The following is a 24263-nucleotide window of genomic DNA, read 5'->3' on the forward strand; positions in this document are numbered from 1 at the left end:
AAAGCACCACTATTAAAGCACCACCATTCCGTAAATAAGCACAAAGATCATTGGCATTAAACTGGCAAAAGCAATCAGGCCAAAGCCATCTAACATCGGGTTTCGGCCCTTAATCACTGTGGCAAGCCCCACACCTAGAGCTGTCACTAAAGGCACGGTAATTGTTGATGTTGTCACCCCGCCAGAATCATAGGCGATCCCAATAATGTTCTCAGGCGCAAATGAGGTCAAAATCATCACTATGATGTAGCCTGAAATAATCAGGTAATGGATAGGCCAGCCTTTTAAAATTCTGACCACACCAAGCAAAATTGCCAGGCCCACTGATAAGGCCACGGTTAATCTCAGCCCCATAGCGTAGCTATCCATTGACGCTTCACTCGACTTTATCGCCCCGACCTCAGCTGCTACCTCCGCCGCTTCATTAGCCACAGCGGTTAACGCAGGCTCTGCCAATGTGGTGCCAAAGCCGAGCGAAAAAGAAAATACCACTAACCAAAACACGCTGCCCTTGCGAGCCAGTGCCTGCGCAAGCGATTCACCGATGGGAAACAGTCCCATTTCTAGACCAAATACAAAGAAAGTTAACCCGACGATAATGAAAACAAGACCGATTAAAATCGAAAAAAGGTTATCGGGTGCTTGTTGTAAGACAAATATCTCAAAGAAGCAGACCACCAAAATAATAGGGATCAAATCTTTGAAACTATTAAACAACGCCTTTAACAGCTGATTGATTGAAGCCATATTCACTCCTTTGGGGCCACATTTTCAGTGTGCCAAAACGAGCGCGGATCACAACAAAAACTTAACAGGTGTTACACCAAGTTTGCGCTAGATCAAATATCGAGGCTATCGAAACAAAAATTAAGCTGTTAGGCAGCAAAAAAAATCAAGAGATCCAGCAAGAAATCATTGCCCGCGCTTTTACATACTGGTTGTAGGTCTCTTTGTTGATGCATTATTGTGCGCAATGTTCATTTAACGGCTTACAAGCTACAAACAATCAAATTCGACAATGACAGTTTTTAGCAAAATCCACTCAAAAAACACCAAAATCACCCTATAAAAATAAAATTAGACAAATTTATACACTTAATTAGTGAAAATCAGTCAAAAATAGAAATATTCAATTGACAGCTTTCACCCGCAAATGTTTTTATATAGTCACTGAAACAAACAAGATGAATTTTACATGACACAGTTTAATACTTTCCAAAACATTAATTGGTGGTGGCACTTCCCAACTTAGCGGGTGGTGTGAAACTGTGTGCTCATAGAACTGAGCCAAGATTCAACAAGAAAGCCCGCACACTCTGCGGGCTTTCTTGTATTTAAGCGATAATAAAACAGCGAGAAACAAGAAAGCCAAGGCAGCGGGCAATGAGCAATGACGTGTAATAAGCATCGTGATTGATATAAGATAAAGTGAGATAAAACAATGAATAATGCATTACCCTACAAGGCAGGAGCAGGAGCATGACACAGCATACTATCGCTAAAGTTGTCACTCAAAAAGAGGCGTTGGCATATCACGATGACCCGCTTCGCTTATACCAGCATGTGACTCAAGATGCCCCTCATACCATGTTGCTTGAATCGGCTGAAATTGACAGCAAAGATCACTTAAAGAGTATCGTCCTGACACACTCAGCCATGAAGATCCGCTGCGACGGTTACCAGCTACAATTTCAAGCGTTAACTGACAATGGTAAGGCATTGCTAGCCCCTATCCGCACATTCTTTCAGCAAGCTTTTCCAAGTAGCCAATGCCAAGTAACTTCCGAATCGAGCCTCATTGTTACCCTACAAAAAGAGCGTAATCAACTCGATGAAGATGCCCGCTTAAAGTCGACCTCCCCGCTCGATGGTCTCAGAATGCTGGTTAAACACATTCGCTGTGATGAAAGCCCTGAGTTTGAAGATCTGTTTCTGGGCGGCGTACTCTCTTATGACTTAATTGATACCGTAGAGCCGCTACCAAGTGTGCCAGAGGGGGATAACACCTGCCCAGACTACCTGTTTTACCTCGCCGAAACGTTAATTCTTGTGGATCATCAGCAGCAAAGCGCTGAAATTGTTACTCATCAATTTATTGAGCCCACACACGTTACCTCAAGCCACGTAAGCCAACAGCTCAATGAGCGTATGGCCCAATTACAGCAAGCCTGTCACTCACTCGCTCCCATTGCAAAATTGCAAACAGTTGACGCCCAAACCCAAGTCAATATTTGTGATGAAGACTTCAAAGGTACCGTCAATGCTCTCAAAGAGCACATTATTGCCGGCGATATTTTCCAAGTGGTGCCATCTCGTAGTTTTAGCTTACCTTGCCCAAATACATTAGGTGCATACCGCGCGTTAAGGCTGACGAATCCAAGCCCTTACATGTTTTATTTTCGCGGTGACGACTTTACTTTGTTTGGTGCATCACCTGAAAGTGCACTCAAATATGAAGCTAAGAGCAATCAAGTTGAGATCTACCCGATTGCTGGTACTCGTAAACGGGGTAAAACCGCCAGTGGCGAAATCGACTTTGATCTAGATAGCCGCAACGAGCTTGAACTGCGCTTAGATAAAAAAGAGCTGTCTGAACACATTATGTTAGTTGATTTAGCCCGCAACGATATTGCCCGTATTAGCCAAAGCGGTACCCGTAAAGTACCTGAACTACTAAAGGTAGACAGATACTCCCACGTGATGCATTTAGTCAGCCGAGTAACAGGTCAGTTAAGAACTGACTTAGATGCCCTTCATGCTTATCAAGCTTGCATGAACATGGGTACATTAACAGGTGCCCCGAAGGTCAGCGCGGCCCAACTTATTCGCGGCGCTGAAAAAACACGCCGTGGCAGCTACGGCGGCGCCGTAGGTTACTTAAATGGCCTTGGTGATATGGATACCTGTATTGTGATCCGCTCAGCCTTTGTAAAAGATGGCACCGCCTATATTCAAGCAGGTGCAGGCGTAGTGTTTGACTCCGATCCGCAAGCCGAAGCCGATGAGACTCGCCAAAAAGCACAAGCAGTAATTTCAGCCATAAAGATGGGAGGTGGACGATGAAAATCTATCTACTCGATAATTTCGACTCGTTCACTTACAACCTAGTGGATCAGTTTAGAAGCCTTGGTTATGAAGTCGTGATCTACCGTAACGATGTTGACGCTAACTTTATCGCCAACAAACTGTTAAACGAAACCGTGCCAGCGGCCCTAGTATTATCACCTGGGCCTGGCGCGCCCCATGAAGCTGGCTCGCTGATGGCATTAATTGAAAGTGTAGCGGGAAAAGTCCCAATGCTGGGCATTTGTCTTGGCCACCAAGCATTAGTTGAGCATTACGGCGGTAAAGTTGAGCGCGCCAAACAAGTCGTTCATGGTAAAGCGAGCCCAACCTTTCATAACGGCCAAGGGATCTTTGTAGGTTTGCCATCACCGCTTCCTGTGGCTCGTTATCACAGCTTAGTGGCAACGCAAGTGCCAGATTGCTTAGAGGTTATCGCCACCACAGAAGAGATGCCAATGGCGATTATTCATAGACAAGACAAGGCGGTGGGTTTTCAGTTTCACCCTGAATCGATTTTAACCACCTTAGGCAGCCAATTATTAGTGCAAAGCTTAGATTATCTTGCCCGCTCTTTAGCTGATGGAAACCAGAACCTAACTAGCCTAAGCCCAACAGAAGTAAAAGGATAAGATTATGAGCCAAACTCAAGTTAAACCAATTGAAATCAAGCCTACTGAAGCTCTTATCGAAGCCCTTTATCGCGGTGAGAGCCTAACTCGACAAGAAGCTAAGGTGCTCTTTAGCCAAATCATTCAAGGCAAAATGGACCCCGTCAGCATGGGTGGTATGCTGGTTGCTATGAAAATGCGCGGCGAAACCATAGATGAAATATCCGGTGCAGCAGATGCACTGCGCGCGGCAGCGAAAGCCTTTCCGACCCCAAGTGAAACAACCGTTAATAAAGGTATCCTTGATATCGTCGGCACTGGTGGCGACGGCCATAACACTATCAATATCTCAACCACTGCCGCCTTTGTCGCTGCAGCGGCGGGCGCCAATGTAGCTAAACACGGTAACCGTAGTGTGTCGAGTAAATCAGGCTCTTCAGACTTACTGGCGCAATTTGGCATCGATTTGACCATGGCACCAGAAACTGCGCGTGATTGTTTAGACGAGCTAGGTTTATGCTTCTTGTTTGCCCCACACTATCATGGCGGTGTCGCCCACGCAGTACCTGTGCGCCAAGCACTAAAAACCCGCACTTTATTTAACGTATTGGGGCCTTTGATTAACCCGTCCCACCCAAACTTTATGCTGCTTGGCGTGTATAGCCCTGAACTGGTAGCGCCTATTGCCCAGGTCGTTAAAGCCCTTGGGATCAAGCGCGCTATGGTGGTTCATGGTAGCGGCCTTGATGAAGTGGCACTACACGGCGATACCTTAGTACATGAGTTAAAAGATGGCGAGATCAGCGAGTACCGCATTACGCCTGCCATGTTAGGCGTACCAAACGCTGAACTAACAGATTTAGAAGGCGGCGCGCCTGAAGAAAATGCAGAGCACACCCGTGCTATTTTACAAGGCGCAGGCCAAAGCGCCCACATGAATGCCGTTGCTATCAATGCTGGCTGCGCGCTGTATGTTGCAGGTGTGTGTGATGATGTAAGAGCTGGTACTGCCTTAGCGTTAGAGACAATTAAAAGCGGTAAAGCCTACGAGTTATTGACCCAGCTGGCTAACGCTAGCCAAGCTGCGAAAGGAGCCTAATGTGAGCATGGATCTAACAAAGCCAACAGCAGCTAAAGAAAGCAACGTATTAACTAAGATTGTTGATACAAAAGCGGCGCATATTATCGAATTAAAGCAACGCTTTCCTGAAGCAAGCTTAACGCCTAAAACCTCTGATAGAAGCTTATTTGATGCGTTAAACGCCCCCAATGCTGGCTTTATTTTAGAGTGTAAAAAGGCCAGTCCATCAAAAGGCTTGATTCGTGATGTATTCGATGTCGATGCGATTAGCGACGTCTATAGCCACTACGCTGCTGGTATTTCTGTATTAACGGATGAGCAGTTCTTTCAAGGCGATATGGACTATATCCCGCGTGTACGCGCGCGCGTTAGTCAGCCCATTTTATGCAAAGACTTTTTCGTAGACGAATATCAAGTCAAACTTGCCGCTCACCAAGGCGCTGATGCCATCTTGCTCATGTTGTCGGTGCTCGATGACGAACGTTATCAAGCGCTTGCTGCAGAAGCGAAAAAATACCAACTCGATATTTTAACTGAAGTCAGCAACCAGGTTGAATTAACTCGCGCCATTGATCTTAATGCTGCGATTATCGGTATTAATAATCGTAATCTTCGCGACTTATCGACCGACCTTGCTACCACAGAAGAGCTTGCACCGCATATTCCGGCAGACAGAGTAGTGATCAGTGAATCAGGTATTTATAACCAAGCACAAGTTCGCCGTTTAGCCCCATTAGTTGATGGCTTTTTGGTTGGCAGCTCATTGATGGCAGAAGACGATCTGGACCTTGCCTGCCGAAAACTCACGCTTGGCCACAACAAAGTATGTGGGTTAACCCGTATCGAAGACATACTTGCCGTGGCTAAAGCTGGCGCAGTCTATGGCGGCCTGATCTTTGCTAAAAAGTCACCGCGTGCCGTGACTGCACAGCAAGCACAGGATTTAGTCGAGCAGCTCAAGCAAACTAACATCAAGCTGAGCCTGGTTGGGGTATTTGTGAACGAAGCGGTCGATGTTATCGCTAAGCTGGCTATCGATTTAGGCCTATTTGCAGTGCAGTTACACGGTAAAGAAACCGAGCTTGAAATCGCTGAGTTAACAGCAATATTTGCCAAGCAGAACTGCCAAACACAAATTTGGAAAGCCATTGCGGTAAATACTGATGTTGAAGGTAATAACGGTGATGAGCTTGTAATTCCAGAAGGTATCGACCGCGTAGTATTTGATAGTAAATCAGACGGCCAATTTGGCGGTACCGGTCAATGCTTTGACTGGCAAAAGGTTCTTCCGAGTAAAGAGCTCGCGCTACTGGCTGGCGGTTTAAGCCCTGATAACGCAGTGCAAGCGGCAAACCAAGGATTTTATGGCTTAGATTTTAACTCTGGTCTTGAGCAAAGCCCTGGAATTAAAGATGCCAACAAAATTACTGAAACATTTGCGCGACTGCGCCAGTACTAATTAAATTGAAAATAAGTACCAAATAGATTCAAAGCAACAGCCTAAACAAGATTATGCCATTGGCTCAACCAGCCAGTGGCAACAAATTGAAAAGATAAAGGACAAGATTATGAGCAAGTTAAATCCCTACTTTGGGGAATACGGCGGTATGTACGTACCACAGATTTTAATGCCAGCCCTTAAGCAGTTAGAAACCGCCTTTATCGAAGCGCAAGAAGATGAGGCGTTTCAACAAGAGTTCACTGAATTATTGAAAAATTATGCGGGCCGCCCAACAGCGTTAACACTGACCCGTAACTTAAGCCCTAACCCGTTAGCCAAAATTTACCTAAAGCGTGAAGATCTACTGCATGGCGGTGCCCATAAAACCAACCAGGTTTTAGGTCAGGCGCTACTGGCTAAACGTATGGGTAAGAAAGAGATCATCGCCGAAACCGGCGCTGGCCAACATGGCGTTGCTACCGCCCTTGCCTGCGCCTTACTCGGTCTTAAGTGTAAAGTGTATATGGGCGCTAAAGATGTTGAGCGTCAGTCACCTAACGTATTTAGAATGAAGTTAATGGGCGCTGAAGTTATTCCTGTCACCTCTGGTTCTGCCACGTTGAAAGATGCTTGCAACGAGGCGATGCGTGACTGGTCTGGCAGCTATGACAAAGCCCACTATCTACTTGGCACAGCAGCGGGCCCACACCCATTCCCAACAATTGTACGTGAGTTCCAACGCATGATTGGCGAAGAAACCAAAGCGCAGATCCTTGAACGTGAAGGTCGTTTGCCTGATGCCGTTATCGCCTGTGTCGGCGGTGGCTCAAACGCGATTGGTATGTTTGCAGATTTTATCGACGAGAAAGAAGTGGCACTGATTGGTGTAGAGCCAGCAGGAAAAGGCATCGATACCCCAATGCACGGCGCGCCACTTAAGCACGGTAAAACCGGTATTTTCTTCGGTATGAAAGCGCCATTAATGCAAGACAGCGAAGGCCAAATTGAGGAGTCTTACTCTGTTTCTGCAGGACTTGATTTCCCATCGGTTGGCCCACAGCATGCGCACCTTGCAGCCACGGGGCGCGCTACGTATGAGTCTGCGACCGATGATGAAGCGCTTGAAGCCTTTCAGCTACTCGCTCGTTCAGAGGGCATTATTCCGGCACTGGAGTCTGCTCACGCGATTGCTTATGCGGTAAAACTGGCAAAAGAAGCCACCAAAGAAACCCTGCTTGTGGTTAACCTATCAGGTCGCGGCGATAAAGATATCTTCACCGTTGCGGACATTCTTGAGAAACAGGAAGTTGAAGAGAAAAAAGCTGAGCAACAAAAAGTTGAACAGCAACGCTCAGAACAAAACCAAACAACTGCAGCACAAAACAGCTAGGAGAGTGGCAATGAGTCAACGTTATCAGGCAGCCTTTGCCGCCCTAAATGAAAAAAAACAAGGCGCATTTGTGCCATTCGTGACCTTAGGTGATCCGTCACCTGAGATATCACTAAAAATTATCGACACCCTAGTTAAAAATGGTGCCGATGCACTAGAACTTGGCTTTCCATTTTCTGATCCATTAGCCGACGGTCCGGTAATACAAGGAGCCAACCTACGCTCATTAGCGGCAGGCACTACGCCAACACAGTGCTTTGAGATGCTAAGCAGTATTCGAGCTAAATACCCTGAACTGCCGATTGGCCTGCTTCTATATGCCAACCTGGTCTTTGCCAACGGTGTCGACACCTTCTACGCAAAATGCCAAGCCGCGGGTGTAGATTCAGTATTGATTGCCGATGTGCCAGTTGAAGAAGCGCCCCCGTTTATCGAGTCTGCAAAAGCTCACGGTATTGCACCAATTTTTATCGCGCCGCCCAATGCGGATAGTGACACTCTCAAGCTTGTGAGTGAAAAAGGCCAAGGCTATACCTACCTACTCTCGCGCGCAGGTGTCACTGGAACAGAATCCAAAGCCGGTATGCCAATTACCGATATCCTCAACCGTTTAAAAGAGTTTAATGGCGCGCCGCCTTTGCTAGGCTTTGGTATTGCCGAGCCGAGCCAGGTAAAAGCAGCTATTGATGCTGGCGCAGCGGGCGCAATTTCAGGCTCTGCCGTGGTGAAAATCATTGACGCGAATAAAGACAACGAGGCAGCGCTCCTTAGCGCCCTTGCTGAATTTACTCGCAATATGAAAGCCGCAACCGCTCGCTAATTTGCTATTACTACAAACAAAAAAATAGCGCCTTAATGGCGCTATTTTTATTAGTAGACTCTTTGCCTATAAGCTTAAATAAGCAACTCAAGCAACTCAAGCAACTCAAGCAACTCAAGCAACTCAAGCAACTCAAGCAACTCAAGCAATAAGCTTATTTTAGCATCTCGTTAATACGAATAACTTGAGCGCGATAGCCAGTGGCAAACATATCGTGGCTGTCGATATTGATGCGCACTGCAGGCTTTGTTTCACCATAACGGTGTTCGACCAAAATGGATTTTACCTTACCCGTGGTGTCATCCATCTTCATGTTACCGTAACCGCCACCTAAACCGAATAAGCCCGCAGAAGCAAAGTAACTCATCATGCTGTCTTTATCGGCTTGGTATTTAACGATAGAGGTAATTGGCGAGTATCCCGCGTAGCCAAGTTCATCCTTGCCATACTGCCAAACTTGTTGCACCGTCATGTTTTGCTCATCGATTTTATACTCCACAGAGCGAGAGTACTTTTCATTGGCAAACATTGGCTGACCTAAATCGCGGCCGTCACCGTTGTCAAATACGGTTAAGGTACCCTTTTCAGGGACTAAATAAGCCGTGTGCGATGTCCAGCTAAAGTCAAAATCCTTGTCCTGACAAGCGCCCTTCTCGTTGCACCAAATAGGCTCACCTTCTGCAGTGATTGGCTTTAATAGCTTATCTTGGTATTTTTCACTCCAGCCCTTACTGGCACTTAAAATCCACTTTACTTGCTTATCGCGGCCAATTTTAATCACCGCCGATTGATGACGTGAGCTGATAATAATGCTGTCATCGGTTGGATCGTACTCGATAGAGTTAACGTGGATCCAATTGCGACCGGTTGCCACACCGTGAATATCGCCATAAGGCGCATTGGCTAAGTCTTCTTCAGTGGTTTGGTGACCCGCATCTTTAATATTGATATTAAGACACACCGCGCCCGCATCGAGTGACAACAGCGCCGCGTCTCGCATTGGATCTAAAATCGTATTGAGGTCCCAATAATCGACCAGCTTGCCCGTGTTATCCACTTCTACGATTTGATCGCGAATAGTATTGACTAAGCGGCCGTCGCTAGTGCGATAATCTTTCGCGGCAGCACGGATAAACACGTTACCGTTCGCGCCTTCAATCCCCTCATGGGAGGCATCAATAAAATTACCCGGCAGATTATGCTCTGAAATCATCCGCCCCATAATCGACATTTTCTTCCAGCCCCGGCCCTGCACCCACACCATATTGCCATCTTTAGTGACGTTCATCCCCATGGCGTAACCTGCGTTATCGTAGGTTTTCGCATCATGAGTAGTATAAGGGTTCATATACCAACGGATATCACCTGCGGTATCTATGATAAAGAAGCCAGGTTTGCCATCCCACGAAAAGGCCCCGGGCGCCTCAACATTGTTATGCATCAGCGGCGAGGATTTACCGTCTGGATTACTCCAATTAACAAAGTACAATCGGTCCTTAAAGTCAGCGTCCACATGCTCAACTTCAACAATTGGCGCTTTAGCCCACTGACTTTCTGAAAAGCCCATATCAATATCCGGCGTCAGCATCTGATACTCATGAGATTTACGCTCACCATTCTCCAACCACTTAACGGTAAAGCGATTCATAAATGCAGGGTAAAGACCAAAAATCGGCACACCGCCTTCATCCATCACGCGCATATCATCGACTTGATAAGTTAGACTCACACCATCTTCATCGTTAGCATGAACCGTCACCTCTACGGCTGAAATAGCGTGACCCGCCAATGTCACCAAGGCGGTGAGAGGCGCATTTTCATAAGGATTATGAATGATATAACCAAGAGGAGCCCCTTCAACAGGAATGGGCTTCATGCCATCAATTGAAGCAAAAGCCTGTGTGCTACAAAGACTAAGAGACAAGGCTAACGCCGACAGAAGTAAAGAGGGTTTAGACATTTAAAGATCATACTCAGCGAATCGGAAACTGAGGCGGATTATAATCAGCAAATACAATAAAAAATGTCAGCTAATTAACACTATAGCGAGTATATTTCGACTTTGATGGCAGGATCACGGTTTCAAAATTAGTAAATAAATAGAGAAACTTTCAATCGATTAAGCTGTCAGTCGTAGCTTATAGAAATCACGCTTTAGTTATCATGATTATTCATTGAAATATTGTGCTTTTTTCCATACCACATTGCGGCAGGCACCTCGATTGCCAGGTACAGTATCAAGGTGAACCAAAACCAATTTGTATCAAACATTAGCAAGCTAAATTCATGGCCTGAGCCCCAATATTTGAGTCCTACCAGCAGTAGCACAAATGCTGAAACCCCAATGTCACACCAAAACAATCGATTGATATGACTTCCCGCCACTTTGGGGTAGATAGACAGATAACTCATCGCGATAACGATGGCAATAAGCGCGATAATCGGTCCTTCAAGGATTGCCATCAAAACGTTTATATCGCTCCTCCTCAATTTAACGATAATAGTCTTACGTGCTGAAAATAAAAAAGCAGCCATGAGGCTGCGTTTGATTCTGTTGGAGGCGCTAAAAGCAAATAGCTTAGAAACGTCCTACCAAGCCTAGACCTAGACCTAGACCAACCCCATCGTAGTCAGAATCCAAGACTTTTGAAACTTGAAAGTTTGCCGAAAAATTGTCTGAAATGCGCAACCAATAAGCAGTCCGCACATCAAATGCATCATCGAGGTCGCTATTGGTATAACCCGCACCTACAGACCAAGAGTTGTTAACGTACCAGTCTGCGCTGACATTTAGCACATCATCTAAGTCGTGATGTAGCCAACTTGCATTGAAATCGATACCCGCTGTAGATTGTAAAGCATAATAGCTACGTGCTTTCAAACCATAAGTAGAAACAACGTTATCACTTCCATCATTATAAAATGCTGAAACGGAAGACGTTTCATTGAAGTAGTAGCCTACCTCCGCTCCATAGGCATTATAATCAGAGGATGTATAGTCGACTCTTTGATAGTTGGCTGCAATAAACCAATTTGAATCAAAAACAAATGTACCGTCTACGACGGTGCTATCAAGATCAATTGAATTAAAGTTCGTGTAGCTGGCTCCAATATTTGACTCTTGTGCCAAAAAACCATTTAACGCATATGGGCCCTTACTCTGATCGACACCCTTGAAATAGTAACGGTAGTTTACATCCCAAATACCATCACTTATTTCTTCTGAATTCGTTTTATAACTCAATCCAGCTTCATGCTGATATATTGACAGGCATACTTGAGTATTATGCGTCCTTGATATAATTCAGTGATTAAATCACTATAAACACTGTTGCTCTCCTAGCGGAGCAAACAGTAACTCAAATAATCACAAAATAAAACACGATAACCAACAAAGTACATTGGAGAAGCTAAAACGATCATTAAGCAAGTGGACAACAGCCTCCAGAGGGTGACATTTATCCGCCTCGGGCGCAGAGTAGCTAGTATTCTCGATATTTAGGCATAAAAAACGCAGCGATTAGGCTGCGTTTATTCTTTACTCGTCTTTATTGAACACTTTCAACAACTCGCTAACTAAGCTTTAGCCCTAGTCACCAAAGTCATCCAGTAAGATGTTCTCTGGCTCTACACCAAGGCTTTCAAGCATCGCGATAACGGAAGAGTTCATGATCGGAGGTCCACACATGTAGAACTCACAATCTTCAGGTGCTTTATGATCGCGTAGATAGTTCTCAAACAATACGTTATGAATAAAGCCTGTGTAACCGGTCCAGTTATCTTCTGGTAGTGGATCAGACAGTGCCACATGCCAAACAAAGTTGTCATTTTCAGCAGCCAGCGTATCAAAGTCTTCTTGATAGAACACTTCACGTGTTGAACGTGCGCCGTACCAGAAACTCATCTTACGCTTGGTTTTTACACCCTTAAGCTGATTAAAGATATGTGAACGCATTGGCGCCATACCCGCACCACCACCAATAAACACCATTTCAGCGTCAGTTTCCTTCACAAAGAACTCACCAAATGGGCCAGAGATAGTGACTTTGTCACCCGCTTTTAGGTTAAAAATGTACGAAGACATTTTACCTGGCGGTACATTGTCACTTGGCGGCGTCGCAATACGCACGTTCAGCATAATACGACCTTTCTCATCTGGATAATTGGCCATCGAGTAGGCACGCAGTACATCCTCATCAACTTTTGAAACCAGTTTGAATAGGTCGTACTTTTCCCAGTCATCACGGTACTCAGCAGGGATATCAAAATCCGCATACTTAACTTCGTGAGCAGGCGCTTCAATCTGAATATAACCACCCGCTTTAAACAGTACGTCTTCGCCTTCAGGCAGTTTAAGCAATAACTCTTTAATAAAGGTCGCTTGGTTATTGTTAGAAATAACCTCACACTGCCACTTTTTAACGCCGAAGATCTCTTCTTCAACTTCAAGCTCCATATCGGTTTTCACCGATACCTGACAAGCCAGACGGCAGCCTTCTTTCGCTTCTTTCTTATTAATGTGGTCACGCTCAGTTGCTAAAATTTCTCCGCCACCAGACTTAACGGTAACGCGACACTGACCACATGTACCACCGCCACCACAAGCTGACGGGATAAAAATATTTTTACTGGCTAATGCACCTAAAAGCTTGTCACCCGCCTGGGTCGAAATGCTTTTAGTTGGATCATCGTTAATACGAATGTTGACGTCACCAGTGGAGACCAGTTTGCTCTTGGCGAATAAAATCACCATAACCAATATACTCACCACAAAGGTGAACATACCGATACCAATTGCCATTTCCATCGAATCTACCTTTTGTTTAATTCGTTTTCATTAAGGGGAATAACGCGTTTAACGCCCTTAAATAGAAATACCGGAGAAAGCCATAAAGCCTAACGCCATCAAGCCTGTTGTAATAAAGACAATACCAATGCCCTGTAAACCTTCTGGGATCGCATGGAATTTCATACGCTCTCGTAGACCTGCCAACATCACAATCGCCATCGCCCAACCAAAACCTGAGCCCATCGCAAATACGGCAGACTCCGCTAGGTTGTAATCACGGTTTGCCATAAAGATAACGCCAGCAAAAATGGCACAGTTCACGGTCAATAACGGTAGGAAAATACCTAACGAGTCATAAAGCGCAGGAATGTATTTATCTAAAAACATCTCCAGGATCTGCACCAATGCGGCAATCACACCAATAAAGGTGATCAGCTGTAAGTAGCTTAAATCCAGTGCTGGATAGCCAGCCCAAGCGAGGGCACCTGGAGCAAGCACGTTAGCGTAGATGATCTGGTTAAGCGGTACAGCTAAGGTCATCACTACAATAACCGCGATACCTAGGCCAAAAGAGGTCGAAACCTTTTTTGATACTGCCAAGAAGGTACACATACCCATGAAGAACGATAGCGCCATGTTGTCGATAAACGCGGCTTGAATAAACAGATTAATATAATGTTCCATATTGACCTCTTAACCTCGCTTACGTTGAATGACGTTAATTGACCAGATCATCAGGCCAATAAGGAAGAATGCACTTGGAGGTAACTTGAACATTTCGTTAGCAAGATACCAACCACCATTCTCAACGGTTTTTAAGATCTCATGGCCAAACAAGGTGCCACTACCTAACAGTTCACGTACAAAGGCAACGCCAAGCAAGATCACGCCATAACCCATGGCATTACCCACGGCATCGACAACCGCCAAATGCGGTGGATTTTTCATGGCAAACGCTTCAGCACGGCCCATGATGATACAGTTAGTGATAATCAAACCAACAAATACTGATAGCTGACGCGATAGCTCATAAGCCACGTCTTGCAGCACCATATCAACCACAATGACCAATGAGGCAATCACGGTCATTTGCGCAATGATACGCACGCTATTTGGAATAAGTGAACGTATGCTTGAAATAATCAAGTTTGAGAACACTAGTACGAAGGTTACAGCGAGCGTCATCACCAATGCGGTTTGCATTGAGTTACTGACCGCTAGCGCTGAACAAACACCCAAGACCTGCATCGCAACCGGGTTATTACTGAAAATAGGCCCCGTTAAAATGTCACGAGTCGAAATAGATTGAGTACTCATCCTTTTATACCTCCGACGCTTTTAGTTTTTGGAAGAAGGTTTCGAAACCTTCGCTACCAAACCAGAACTGTACCGCTCGCTGTAGTCCGCGGCCTGTCATCGTTGCACCACTGACGGCATCGACACCGTGAACGTCGCCGTCCTTAGCTCCACCTTTAACAACTTTAAAAGCCACGTTGCCTTTCTCGTCAAAGATCTGCTTGTTATGCCACTGCGATGTCCAGGCTGTATCGTTAAGGAAATCACCAATACCCGGTGTTTCGCCATGCTCATAAACCACGATATTTTCGATGGTATTTAGATCAGGTTTTAGCGCCACATAACCGTAAATCATCGACCATAAGCCTTTACCGTAAATCGGTACGACTATGCTGCTTAGCTTGCCATTAGCGTCAAACACTTTAAATACACGAACTTGGTCAGCCCGGGTTTTAATCTTAGCCGTGTCTTTCTTTGGCTTACTTGAGGTTTCGGGGTTGATTGACGCCATACGCTCGTCAAAGTCCATTACATTTGACTCGCTATCGATTACTCCCGTATCGAGCGATACCAATAAAGGCTTAACGTCTTTATCAAATAGCGCTTTCACGTCGGTATCGCTACTGATATCAACATCTGCAGCAATCAATACGTTTCGCATCAGCTCAGTGCGCTTCTTAACTAACTTGCGCTCTTTTAGCAGTTCTGATGTTCCGGTGATCATAAATGAACACAGTAAACAGAGGGTCACGGTGAAAATCATGGTGCCCACAAAAGAATCTTTCTTAAATGCCATTACGCTTTATTCTCCGTATTGACTTTACGAGTCGCACTCTTTGGCATCCGATAGATGATGTACTCAAATATCGCTTCCCAAATATTGGCAATTAACATCATAGGCATCGCCGCAGCAGGTGACGCGCCTTGTTGCATCGTATTTCGTTTAAAGACCATGACGCTTGAGCCTCCGCTTGATGTTTGCTTTAGCCACCAAGTAATCGAAAATCGGTGCCCAAAGGTTGGCAAATAAGATGGCTAGCATAATGCCCTCAGGCATTTTTGGATTCACCACACGAATAAGCACAGTCATAAAGCCGATAAGCAGACCGTAAGCCACTTTACCTTTACGGGTATAAGAGGTCGTTACAGGATCAGTGGCCATAAACATCATACCCAGTGCAAAACCACCGGTAACCAAGTGCCATGTCCACGGCATTGCAAATAGCTCGTTTTTGCTTGAGCCAATCAAGTTGAACATCGTGGCGGTTAAGATCATGCCAAACAGTACGCCGGCAACAATACGCCAATCAGCTAAACGCGTCAGGATAAGGAAACCACCACCAATCAATAATGCTAGCGTGCTCGTTTCACCAATTGCGCCAACGGTAAAGCCAAAGAAGGCATTCCACCAGTTCGGATCGCTAAAGGCATTAAACCATGAGTAATCGGCGAAGCTTATTTTGCCTGCAGCCGTTTGCATTAAGGTCGTTGCGCCAGAGAAACCGTCAACCGCAACCAGTTGGCTCACCGCCGTAACTTGTGATGGGTAGGCAAAGTAGATAAAGGCTAGGCCCGCAAGTGCAGGGTTTAAGAAGTTGTAGCCCATGCCACCAAATACTTCTTTGGCCATGATCACGCCAAAAGTAATACCCATCGCCACTAACCAAAGCGGCGTTGATACAGGTAAAATCAGGGTGAACAATAATGCGGTAACAAAGAAGCCTTCATGCAGCTCTTGACCACGTACTTTGGCAAACACCATCTCCCAAAATAGGCTCACAGCTAATGCTGTTAAATAGATAGGAGCATAAAAACTCAAACCATAAGCGAATAAGCCAGCAATACCAGTTTGTTCACTCAAGCCACCAAAGACAAAGTTAAAAATCGCTAGCTGCCAAACATCAGCAGTCGCTAGACCCGACGCCACCGCAATTTGCGCTTGCAAACCTATGTTGTACATACCAAACAAAATGGCAGGTAGTAAACATAAGCCAACAATCGTCATGGTACGTTTTACATCAATGGCATCACGAATATGCACCTTGCCCTGAGTACTGCGACCGTGAGCAATCAGTAAAGAGCTTAAGTAACCCTTAACCGAGTTACCCGGTGCGTAGTAATCTTCTTGGATATCAGGCTTTTTATCTTGTTGACTCATTACCCTTCCCTCTCAATAATCTCTAAACAAGCACGAAGCTCTTTACCAAAGTCGTACTTGCCAGGGCAAACAAATGTACATAATGCTAAATCTTCTTCATCGAGCTCTAATGCACCCAGCGCCTGCGCCTCATCGGTATCGCGCACGACCAGATCTCTGACCAATAATGTCGGTAAGATATCCAGTGGCATCACGCGGTCTAACTGGCCAAATGCCATCATGGCGCGAGCAGAGCCACCAGTGTGAGTGGTAAAGTCAAACAGCTGTTTTGCATCTTTTAAACGCGAGGTGACCGCGCGGGTAATTGAAAACTTTTTAGAGCCGCCACGTACCCAAGGCATAACCTGACGCTTACCATCTTCTTGCAGTACACTGATTTGGTTATGGAAACGACCAAGGAAGTCATGCGGCCCTTTTGCAGTGTGGCCCGACAATACTGAGCCAGATACGACTCGAGACAAACCGTTTTTAAGTTCGCCAGCAATGACTTCAGACAGCTGTCCACCCGCTTGCATACGAATAAGGCGTGGATTAATCACATCAGGGCCAGCCAGCGCCACAATACGATCTGTATAAATTTCACCGGTTAGGAATAACTTACCGTAGACAATAACGTCTTGATAACCAAGGTGCCATACAGGACGGTCAAGGCTTGCAGGTAAGACGAAATGAATATGGGTGCCTACAATGCCTGCTGGATGAACGCCGGCAAAATAATGGTTGCTGACCTTTGGTAGATCATGACCAGGCAATGCGTCACCTTGCTCTTGGCATAGGTGTACCTTGCCGTCAGTCAGATGACTTAATACCTGCAGACCCGCAGCGAAGGCTTCTGTTTGTTCAGCGATAACCAGTCTAGGCTCAGCGGCCAATGGATTGCTATCCATTGCGCTTACAAAAATGCCAGCAGGACGGCTATCTAATTGAGGAACTTTTGAAAACGGGCGGGTACGTAATGCTGTCCACAAGCCACTTTCTACTAGCTTAGCTTGAACCTCTTCACGGCTAAGCGAGTTAAGATCGGTACATGGAGCGAACGTTTTAGCTTCGCTACCATCGCATTCAATAACGATTGATTGAAAAAGTCGACGTTCGCCGCGGTTAATCGCAACGACTTTACCGCTGGCGGGTGCGGTATAAATGACGCCAGTGGTTTTTTTATCTTCAAAAAGGGCTTGGCCTTTTTGAACACTGTCCCCCACTTCAACCAACATCGTTGGTTTCAAGCCTATGTATTCTTCACCAAGCAAAGCGACATGCGATGATGGCTTACCATCATGGATCACTTGCTTAGGCTCACCGGCTATCGGGACATCTAAGCCCTTTTTGACTGTTATAACTTGGTTTGAGTAACCTGCCATCACTAAAATCAACCGTTAAAATTTTGGATGCACAATAGTAAATCTTTGTTAACTAATATTCCGCGCTAGAGCTCACACTTTGCGGCCAAACTTGTAAGTTACCAACAAAAAATAGCGCAAAGAAGGCGCTTTTCGTGACGCAGGTTCAAAAACATTTTTAGAAATAAGTGTTTATGTTGTTTTAATACGTAAAAAAACAAAATAGCTCACAAATCTAGCAACAACATGAACACAACCAACAATAAAAATAAATTCAATTTAAAAACAACAGCTTGAAAGCAAACTTGGGTGCAAAATATTAAAATAAAAAAGACTCGCATCGATCGCTAACCGACCAAAAATTAGTAACATTACACAATAAAAAACACACTGCGACAAAAGTGCTCAAAATACTGGCGCACCTCAATATATTCTCATCAAATCCGTACTCCCCCAGATTCACTGACAATCATCAGCATATAACCCCTTGCGATGACATATGTGACATAGTGCAAAGGCAAAAAATTGCGCTATAAATGATCTAATTAAGCACCAATTTGGCATTGCTACACTAAACTTAATAGTAAAGCTTAATATGGACAGTCAACTTGAGTTTAAACAAACTGGCCGATTTATTTTTACTGCTACTAATTGCAGCTCTACTGCAGTTATCGCTATTTTACGGTCTCTGCTACGCAAGCCCCATACAAGACTCAACCACATCCCTTATCACTCCTACTACAGCAGAAGCCGCAGAAAGCGCAAACCTAACGCCTCAAGTATTAGTTTTGCGCTTCGAAGGCCCGATAGGGCCAGCAACAAGTGAGTACTTAACTCATGGAATTAAGCTTGCCAACTCTGGCGGTAGGCCGCCTCTGACGTCCGATCGCAAAGCTGATTTAGTTGTCATTGTCATGGATACCCCAGGTGGCCTTGTTTCTAGCCTAAGAGATATTAATCAAAGTATTTTAAACTCCAAAGTACCTGTGGCTTGTTTGGTCGCACCGCCAGGTGCAAGGGCGGCAAGTGCTGGTACCTATATGCTTTATGCCTGCCACGTCGCCGCAATGGCAGAGGCCACAACCTTAGGTGCGGCGACACCAGTCAGTATTGGACCGGGATCGACTCCGGCACCTAGCCCCAATAAAGATTCAGGCTCTGATCCCAACTCTAGCTCAGGCTCAGACGCTAAGTCCGGCGAGGAAACGAACAACAGCACACCAAGCCCTAGCGCCATGGAAAAGAAAGTCCTCAATGATTCAATAGCCTATATCCGCGCATTGGCGCAGCTTCGAGGCCGAAATCAAGAGTGGGCCGAGCTCGCCGTAAAAGAAGCCGCGACGCTCACTGCCAACGAAGCCCTAGACATGAATGTCATCAACATCATCAGTCCTGACGCCCAGACTTTGGTTGCACAGCTCGATGGCTGGCAAGTTGAGATAGACAATCAACAGCTCACGTTAGCGTTAGATAATGCCGAACTACACGAGCAGCGCCCTGATTGGCGTAATCAAATCATCGCCACTATCACCAACCCCAACGTCGCTTATATTCTGATGCTGATTGGTATTTACGGTATTTTGCTGGAGTTCTACAGCCCTGGGATTGGAATAGCCGGGATCACGGGCGCCATTAGTCTGCTGATTGCCATGTATGCCTTTCAAATGCTGCCCGTTAGCTACGCCGGGTTAGGTCTGTTATTACTCGGGTTAGCCCTTATCACCATAGAGTCATTTGCCCCAAGCTTTGGCTTGTTTGGCATTGGTGGCATCATCGCCTTTGCGGTTGGCTCACTCTTCCTAATCGATACCGAGGCCGATCACTACGCTCTTTCCTTGCCACTCATTGCGGCGGTTTCGGTAACGGTCACCTTACTCTCGCTGTTGGTGTTAGGCACACTTTGGCGCAACAGAAAATCCCCCATCGTCAGTGGTGATGGCCAAATTGTTGGCCAAACTGCGCTAGTGGTTAATGACTTTACGCCAAGTATATTCAACATAAACGCACCTGATGCAAGCGCGGTTGGCAATGGTCAGCTTGAATATAAAGGCTTTGTTCAGCTGCAAGGTGAAGTCTGGGCAGCAAGTTCACACGCTAATCTTAAAAAAGCACAACAGGTTACTGTCATCGTGCGTCACGATCTTTCGCTGGAGGTCGAACTGCCTCCAACCTCTAATTAACAAGTTATAGTTAACAAGTACTAATCAACAAGTGCTAAATAGCTAAGGAGTTGAATATGGGCCCTATCTTCGCTAATGGCAGTGTCTTTTTAGGCGTATTGACCTTTCTTGTTGTCGCCTTACTCGTCAGCATGTTTAAAATTTTAAGGGAGTATGAGCGCGGCGTGATCTTCCTATTAGGTCGTTTTTATCAAGTAAAAGGGCCAGGGTTGATCATAGTGATCCCTATCATTCAACAAATGGTGAGGGTCGACTTACGTACTGTTGTAATGGATGTGCCCACTCAGGACGTGATCAGTCGCGATAATGTTTCGGTGCAAGTCAATGCGGTGATCTATTTTAGGGTGATCGATGCTCAAAAAGCGATTATCAACGTTGAGGATTTTTTGCAGGCCACGTCGCAACTGGCACAAACCACCCTACGTTCGGTGTTAGGCCAACATGAACTCGATGAGATGCTGGCAAATAGAGATATGCTCAATACGGATATTCAATCCATACTCGATAACCGAACCGACGGCTGGGGGATCAAAGTATCAAATGTCGAAATTAAGCATGTCGATCTTAATGAAACAATGATCCGAGCAATCGCCAAGCAAGCGGAAGCTGAGCGTACTCGTCGAGCCAAGGTGATCCACGCCTCGGGTGAGATGGAAGCCTCGGCAAAATTAGTTGAAGCCGCAGAAAAATTATCAACACAACCTAATGCGATTCTTTTGCGTTACTTACAGACGCTCACCGAAATTGCCAGTGAAAAAAACTCGACTATCCTGTTCCCGCTGCCGATGGATCTGCTCAACGGCGTGCTCGATAAAAAAGATAAAAAAGACAATAAAGGTAATAAAGACCAAAAAGACTAAAACTGATCCTAAACGTTAAATCGTCAACACATTCCAGAACAAGACAACACAAAACAAAAAGCCCTTATCAACTGATAAGGGCTTTATTTTATGCGTTTTTCAATGAGCGACTAATACCGTCACTATTGCAATTCATCATTTACGACTAGCTGTTAACCGTCGCTTGCACTGGCTCTGATTGTGTTTCAACTTCAGGGTTGTACTTATCAATAACCACCGCACATACCGCATCACCAGTAATGTTTAGCGTAGTTCTTATCATGTCAAATATACGGTCTAAAGCAAACAATAGTGGTAGACCTTCAATTGGAATACCTGCTGCAACTAATACCGCTATCACTAAGAATGATGGACCCGGTACACCAGCCTGACCAATTGCGCCCAATGTCGATGTAAAGATAATCGCTACATATGCAGCAAGACCTAATTCGACATTAAACATCTGAGCAAAAAATACCGCCACTAGACCGTAGTAAATTGCGTTACCACTCATGTTAATCGTCGCGCCCAAAGGCAGTACAAATGCCGCCGTAGACTTAGATACGCCAAGCTCTTTCTCACACACTTCGATGTTAACTGGCAACGCGGCCATCGATGAAGCAGTAGACATCGCCAAGGCTTGCGGCTTCTTCATGGCCGATAGGAACTTGCCAACAGGAACATTAGAGAAGAACTTCACCATCAATGGGAAGAAGATAAAGCCATAAATTAAGATAGCGGCGACATAAACTAGGAATAGGTTTAACACAACAGTCAGTGACTGGAAGCCAAAAGTACCCACTGAGTCAGCCATTAAACCAAATACACCAATTGGGGCAATCAACATCACGATGTTAATCATCCAAATAAAGGCTTCAACGATAGTATTAAGTGCAGAAGTAATCGGCTTAGCCGCTTCTTGATTGACTTTAGTCAGTGCGATACCAAAGAAAATACAGAACACCAAAATTTGCAGAATATTGCCGCCAGTAAGTGCCTCGAATACGTTAGTTGGGATCATACCGATAATGGTATCAGCCACACCCGGTAATGCCCCCTGCTCAGCCGTTACCGCTGCCAGACCCGCACTGTGCTGCGAAAAATCCATACCAACACCCGGCTGGAAAAACTCGCCCATAACAAGTGCCAAGCTCACCGCCAAGGCTGATGTTGCCATGAAGAAACTAATCGTGCCAATACCGACTTTACCCGCCGACGGACCCGCACCTAAACTTGCTGCGCCTGCAATAATCGAAACCGCGACTAAAGGGATCACCAACATTTTAATTAAATGGATGAAAAATGTTCCTAGCGGAGCGAAGATAGAAGCATCTTCTCCCATCATCATACCCACGATCGCACCTAGGACCATGGCTACAACCACTTGGAATCCAATGTTTTTATAAAACTTTTTCTTTTTGTTCAACACCCTAGCTCCATCAAAGACTTGTTTTTATTAAGTAGCATTCAGTACTACTTTGATTCTTTGCAGCACGATAGCACCCAGAATGGGGAATTAATGTGATTCACTAACGAGTTATCATTGATTACGCCAATTAATAAGAAATACTCGACTTACGTTAAACAATCCTCAATTAAAGTGGCAATAAAAAATAGAAACATCAATAATTGAAAACGAGTGTAAATAAAAATAACATCACCAACACCATAAAGTAACCTTTACACAGATAAACAACTTCCCTGTAGCAGGCATGAATCATTTGTCAGGTAAGCGCCTTCAGCCTTAGACGATTAACCGCTCATAAAAACAGCTTAAGATGCCAGTTTAATAGGGTGCTGTTTTCTAGGCTAACAGGCTCAATTCTGTCTATTATTAATAGTAAGTAGTCAATCAACTGACATCCCATTTTTAAAGGGATATTTAGCCGATTAAAGCAGGCTTTTTACGCCTGATTGTTATCGAGATGGTCTCCGAAATGGCCACCGAGATTATCACCGAGGTTTACTATGCGTACTCATCAGATTTTATGCCCAACAGACTTTTCAGAAACAGCATCTCATGCCCTAGGCTACGCCGTTGAGATGGCAAACTTATATCACGTTAATATCCGCTTACTACACGTGATGAGTAAACCCTATGGCGAGCACAATTACGGCATAGTAGTTGAGAGCAATAAAGATCTTGAGACACAGCTTAACGCCTATTCCAATGAAAAACTCAGTGAACTTGTTTCTCAAGTCGCACCTGAACTAGAGCCAAGCCTTGAGGTTAAAACAGCGATTAGGAGTGGCGATACCTTTGCGCAAATTCTCGAAGACAGTATAGAGAACGATGTTGGCATGATAGTCATCGCCAGCCATGGCCATACGGGTTTATCGCACATGCTCAACCCTAACGTATCAGAGGAGTTGACCAATAAGGCTACATGTCCGGTACTTATCGTTAAGTAATTTAAAAGAAGGTACTAGGTTAAAGGTTAAAGGTCCTAGGCTATCAGTTATCGGTTATCGGTCCTAGGTCCTAGGAAAAGCCACAATACCCCAACAAAATATGAGTGCTCCGCTCACAGAAAAATGAACTACCCCCTAAGCCTTTTTCTAAAAGTAAATGGCCATTGTAGGTCGGTATTTATGCCGTCAATTGTCGTTCATTCAGATACAACATCGATGGGCTAAAGCCCAACCTACATAAGCCTTACCGAGAAGCCATACCGAACAGCCTTATCTAGAAGCCTAGCGCTCTAACCTCTCCACTAGCCGGACGTAGTCCGTTCTAGAAGAAAATAGCCATTGTAGGTCGGTATTTATACCGTCAATTATCTTACATTCAGATACAACACCGATGGGCTAAAGCCCAACCTACATAAGCCTTACCGAGAAGCCATACCTATAAGCCTTATCTAGAAACCTAGCGCTCTAACCTATCCCCTAACCGGACGCAGCCCGTTCTAGAAGAAAATAGCCATTGTAGGTCGGTATTTATGCCGTCAATTATCTTACATTCAAATACAACACTGATGGGCTAAAGCCCAACCTACATAGGCCTTACCGAGAAGCCATACCTATAAGCCTTATCTAGAAACCTAGCGCTCTAAACTATCCCCTAACCGGACGCTACCCGTTCTAGAGGCAAATGGCCATTGTAGGTCGGCATTTATGCCGTCAATTATCTTACATTCAAATACAACACCGATGGGCTAATGCCCAACCTACATAAGCCTTACCGAGAAGCCATACCTATAAGCCTTATCTAGAAACCTAGCGCTCTAAACTATCCCCTAACCGGACGCTACC

Annotated in this window: 21 protein-coding genes; 9 read left to right on the top strand and 12 right to left on the bottom strand. The window is 45.2% G+C overall.

Going from position 1 to position 24263, the window contains the following annotated elements:
- Positions 1–12: 12 nt before the first annotated feature.
- Entirely contained in the window at positions 13–747 is a 735-nt protein-coding gene (locus ACVBIK_RS13840) for a DUF1538 family protein (protein WP_447162442.1), read from the bottom strand.
- Positions 748–1479: 732 nt separating this feature from the next.
- Between ACVBIK_RS13840 and ACVBIK_RS13845 the strand changes: the two genes are divergently transcribed.
- The 6 genes from ACVBIK_RS13845 (at position 1480) to trpA (ending at position 8406) form a co-directional block, all read left to right on the top strand.
- The gene (locus ACVBIK_RS13845; protein WP_447162441.1) at positions 1480–3063 is read left to right on the top strand and encodes an anthranilate synthase component 1; all 1584 of its coding nucleotides are present in this window, start codon (positions 1480–1482) and stop codon (positions 3061–3063) included.
- Positions 3060–3695 carry an aminodeoxychorismate/anthranilate synthase component II gene (locus tag ACVBIK_RS13850; RefSeq protein WP_447169916.1) on the top strand — a complete coding sequence of 212 codons (636 nt, stop codon included), beginning with the start codon at positions 3060–3062 and terminating at the stop codon, positions 3693–3695. The genes ACVBIK_RS13845 and ACVBIK_RS13850 overlap by 4 nt, the downstream gene beginning before the upstream one ends.
- A gap of 28 nt (positions 3696–3723) precedes the next feature.
- The gene (gene trpD / locus ACVBIK_RS13855) at positions 3724–4773 is read left to right on the top strand and encodes an anthranilate phosphoribosyltransferase (RefSeq protein ID WP_447162461.1); all 1050 of its coding nucleotides are present in this window, start codon (positions 3724–3726) and stop codon (positions 4771–4773) included.
- 7 nt (positions 4774–4780) lie between these two features.
- On the top strand, positions 4781–6214 hold the full coding sequence (gene trpCF / locus ACVBIK_RS13860; protein WP_447169917.1) for a bifunctional indole-3-glycerol-phosphate synthase TrpC/phosphoribosylanthranilate isomerase TrpF: 1434 nt from the start codon (positions 4781–4783) through the stop codon (positions 6212–6214).
- A 109-nt stretch (positions 6215–6323) separates the two neighbouring features.
- Positions 6324–7586: a tryptophan synthase subunit beta gene (gene trpB / locus ACVBIK_RS13865; protein ID WP_447169918.1), complete on the top strand. Its 1263-nt coding sequence runs from the start codon at positions 6324–6326 to the stop codon at positions 7584–7586.
- A 10-nt stretch (positions 7587–7596) separates the two neighbouring features.
- Entirely contained in the window at positions 7597–8406 is an 810-nt protein-coding gene (gene trpA, locus ACVBIK_RS13870; RefSeq protein WP_447169919.1) for a tryptophan synthase subunit alpha, read from the top strand.
- A gap of 154 nt (positions 8407–8560) precedes the next feature.
- On the opposite strand, the gene ACVBIK_RS13875 is transcribed toward trpA, so the two are convergent.
- From ACVBIK_RS13875 to ACVBIK_RS13920, 10 genes are all read right to left on the bottom strand, one after another.
- Positions 8561–10366: an aryl-sulfate sulfotransferase gene (locus ACVBIK_RS13875; protein WP_447169920.1), complete on the bottom strand. Its 1806-nt coding sequence runs from the start codon at positions 10364–10366 to the stop codon at positions 8561–8563.
- A gap of 194 nt (positions 10367–10560) precedes the next feature.
- Complete coding sequence (locus ACVBIK_RS13880) at positions 10561–10941, bottom strand: hypothetical protein (protein WP_447163388.1); 381 nt, start codon at positions 10939–10941, stop codon at positions 10561–10563.
- Positions 10942–10984: 43 nt separating this feature from the next.
- Positions 10985–11710, bottom strand: coding sequence for a putative porin (locus tag ACVBIK_RS13885; RefSeq protein WP_447169924.1), 726 nt, complete (start codon positions 11708–11710; stop codon positions 10985–10987).
- Positions 11711–11995: 285 nt separating this feature from the next.
- Positions 11996–13213 carry an NADH:ubiquinone reductase (Na(+)-transporting) subunit F gene (gene nqrF / locus ACVBIK_RS13890; protein WP_447162649.1) on the bottom strand — a complete coding sequence of 406 codons (1218 nt, stop codon included), beginning with the start codon at positions 13211–13213 and terminating at the stop codon, positions 11996–11998.
- Positions 13214–13270: 57 nt separating this feature from the next.
- Positions 13271–13879 (bottom strand): NADH:ubiquinone reductase (Na(+)-transporting) subunit E, encoded by a 609-nt coding sequence (gene nqrE / locus ACVBIK_RS13895; RefSeq protein ID WP_447162648.1) that lies wholly within the window; start codon positions 13877–13879, stop codon positions 13271–13273.
- Positions 13880–13888: 9 nt separating this feature from the next.
- Positions 13889–14512 carry an NADH:ubiquinone reductase (Na(+)-transporting) subunit D gene (locus tag ACVBIK_RS13900; RefSeq protein ID WP_447162647.1) on the bottom strand — a complete coding sequence of 208 codons (624 nt, stop codon included), beginning with the start codon at positions 14510–14512 and terminating at the stop codon, positions 13889–13891.
- Positions 14513–14516: 4 nt separating this feature from the next.
- Positions 14517–15287, bottom strand: coding sequence for a Na(+)-translocating NADH-quinone reductase subunit C (locus ACVBIK_RS13905; protein WP_447163390.1), 771 nt, complete (start codon positions 15285–15287; stop codon positions 14517–14519).
- Positions 15287–15445, bottom strand: a complete 159-nt coding sequence (locus ACVBIK_RS13910; protein WP_447162645.1) for a hypothetical protein — start codon at positions 15443–15445, stop codon at positions 15287–15289. The genes ACVBIK_RS13905 and ACVBIK_RS13910 overlap by 1 nt, the downstream gene beginning before the upstream one ends.
- Positions 15435–16649, bottom strand: coding sequence for an NADH:ubiquinone reductase (Na(+)-transporting) subunit B (locus ACVBIK_RS13915; protein ID WP_447162644.1), 1215 nt, complete (start codon positions 16647–16649; stop codon positions 15435–15437). Before ACVBIK_RS13915 ends, ACVBIK_RS13910 begins: the two co-directional genes overlap by 11 nt.
- A complete protein-coding gene (locus tag ACVBIK_RS13920; protein ID WP_447163392.1) occupies positions 16649–18010 on the bottom strand; it encodes a Na(+)-translocating NADH-quinone reductase subunit A in 1362 nt (453 codons plus the stop codon). The genes ACVBIK_RS13915 and ACVBIK_RS13920 overlap by 1 nt, the downstream gene beginning before the upstream one ends.
- Before the next feature lie 587 nt (positions 18011–18597).
- Between ACVBIK_RS13920 and ACVBIK_RS13925 the strand changes: the two genes are divergently transcribed.
- Both ACVBIK_RS13925 and ACVBIK_RS13930 read left to right on the top strand, forming a co-directional pair.
- Positions 18598–20169 (top strand): NfeD family protein, encoded by a 1572-nt coding sequence (locus ACVBIK_RS13925; RefSeq protein ID WP_447169921.1) that lies wholly within the window; start codon positions 18598–18600, stop codon positions 20167–20169.
- Positions 20170–20225: 56 nt separating this feature from the next.
- Entirely contained in the window at positions 20226–21029 is an 804-nt protein-coding gene (locus ACVBIK_RS13930; RefSeq protein WP_447169922.1) for a slipin family protein, read from the top strand.
- Between the two features lie 145 nt (positions 21030–21174).
- Here the strand turns inward: ACVBIK_RS13930 and ACVBIK_RS13935 are convergent, their stop codons facing one another.
- Entirely contained in the window at positions 21175–22437 is a 1263-nt protein-coding gene (locus tag ACVBIK_RS13935) for a dicarboxylate/amino acid:cation symporter (RefSeq protein ID WP_447162640.1), read from the bottom strand.
- 539 nt (positions 22438–22976) lie between these two features.
- Here ACVBIK_RS13935 and ACVBIK_RS13940 point away from each other — a divergent pair.
- Entirely contained in the window at positions 22977–23420 is a 444-nt protein-coding gene (locus tag ACVBIK_RS13940) for a universal stress protein (RefSeq protein WP_447169923.1), read from the top strand.
- The last annotated feature ends 843 nt before the right edge of the window (positions 23421–24263 follow it).

This window comes from Shewanella sp. 125m-1 (assembly GCF_052977065.1).

Coding starts and splice junctions, on each gene's coding strand:
- trpA (WP_447169919.1), top strand. CDS start 7,597: ATGAGTCAACGTTATCAGGCAGCCTTTGCCGCCCTAAATGAAAAAAAA.
- trpCF (WP_447169917.1), top strand. CDS start 4,781: ATGGATCTAACAAAGCCAACAGCAGCTAAAGAAAGCAACGTATTAACT.
- ACVBIK_RS13940 (WP_447169923.1), top strand. CDS start 22,977: ATGCGTACTCATCAGATTTTATGCCCAACAGACTTTTCAGAAACAGCA.
- nqrE (WP_447162648.1), bottom strand. CDS start 13,879: ATGGAACATTATATTAATCTGTTTATTCAAGCCGCGTTTATCGACAAC.
- trpB (WP_447169918.1), top strand. CDS start 6,324: ATGAGCAAGTTAAATCCCTACTTTGGGGAATACGGCGGTATGTACGTA.
- ACVBIK_RS13900 (WP_447162647.1), bottom strand. CDS start 14,512: ATGAGTACTCAATCTATTTCGACTCGTGACATTTTAACGGGGCCTATT.
- ACVBIK_RS13845 (WP_447162441.1), top strand. CDS start 1,480: ATGACACAGCATACTATCGCTAAAGTTGTCACTCAAAAAGAGGCGTTG.
- nqrF (WP_447162649.1), bottom strand. CDS start 13,213: ATGGAAATGGCAATTGGTATCGGTATGTTCACCTTTGTGGTGAGTATA.
- ACVBIK_RS13905 (WP_447163390.1), bottom strand. CDS start 15,287: ATGGCATTTAAGAAAGATTCTTTTGTGGGCACCATGATTTTCACCGTG.
- ACVBIK_RS13910 (WP_447162645.1), bottom strand. CDS start 15,445: ATGGTCTTTAAACGAAATACGATGCAACAAGGCGCGTCACCTGCTGCG.
- ACVBIK_RS13920 (WP_447163392.1), bottom strand. CDS start 18,010: ATGGCAGGTTACTCAAACCAAGTTATAACAGTCAAAAAGGGCTTAGAT.
- ACVBIK_RS13930 (WP_447169922.1), top strand. CDS start 20,226: ATGGGCCCTATCTTCGCTAATGGCAGTGTCTTTTTAGGCGTATTGACC.
- ACVBIK_RS13880 (WP_447163388.1), bottom strand. CDS start 10,941: ATGGCTGCTTTTTTATTTTCAGCACGTAAGACTATTATCGTTAAATTG.
- ACVBIK_RS13850 (WP_447169916.1), top strand. CDS start 3,060: ATGAAAATCTATCTACTCGATAATTTCGACTCGTTCACTTACAACCTA.
- ACVBIK_RS13840 (WP_447162442.1), bottom strand. CDS start 747: ATGGCTTCAATCAATCAGCTGTTAAAGGCGTTGTTTAATAGTTTCAAA.
- ACVBIK_RS13875 (WP_447169920.1), bottom strand. CDS start 10,366: ATGTCTAAACCCTCTTTACTTCTGTCGGCGTTAGCCTTGTCTCTTAGT.
- ACVBIK_RS13915 (WP_447162644.1), bottom strand. CDS start 16,649: ATGAGTCAACAAGATAAAAAGCCTGATATCCAAGAAGATTACTACGCA.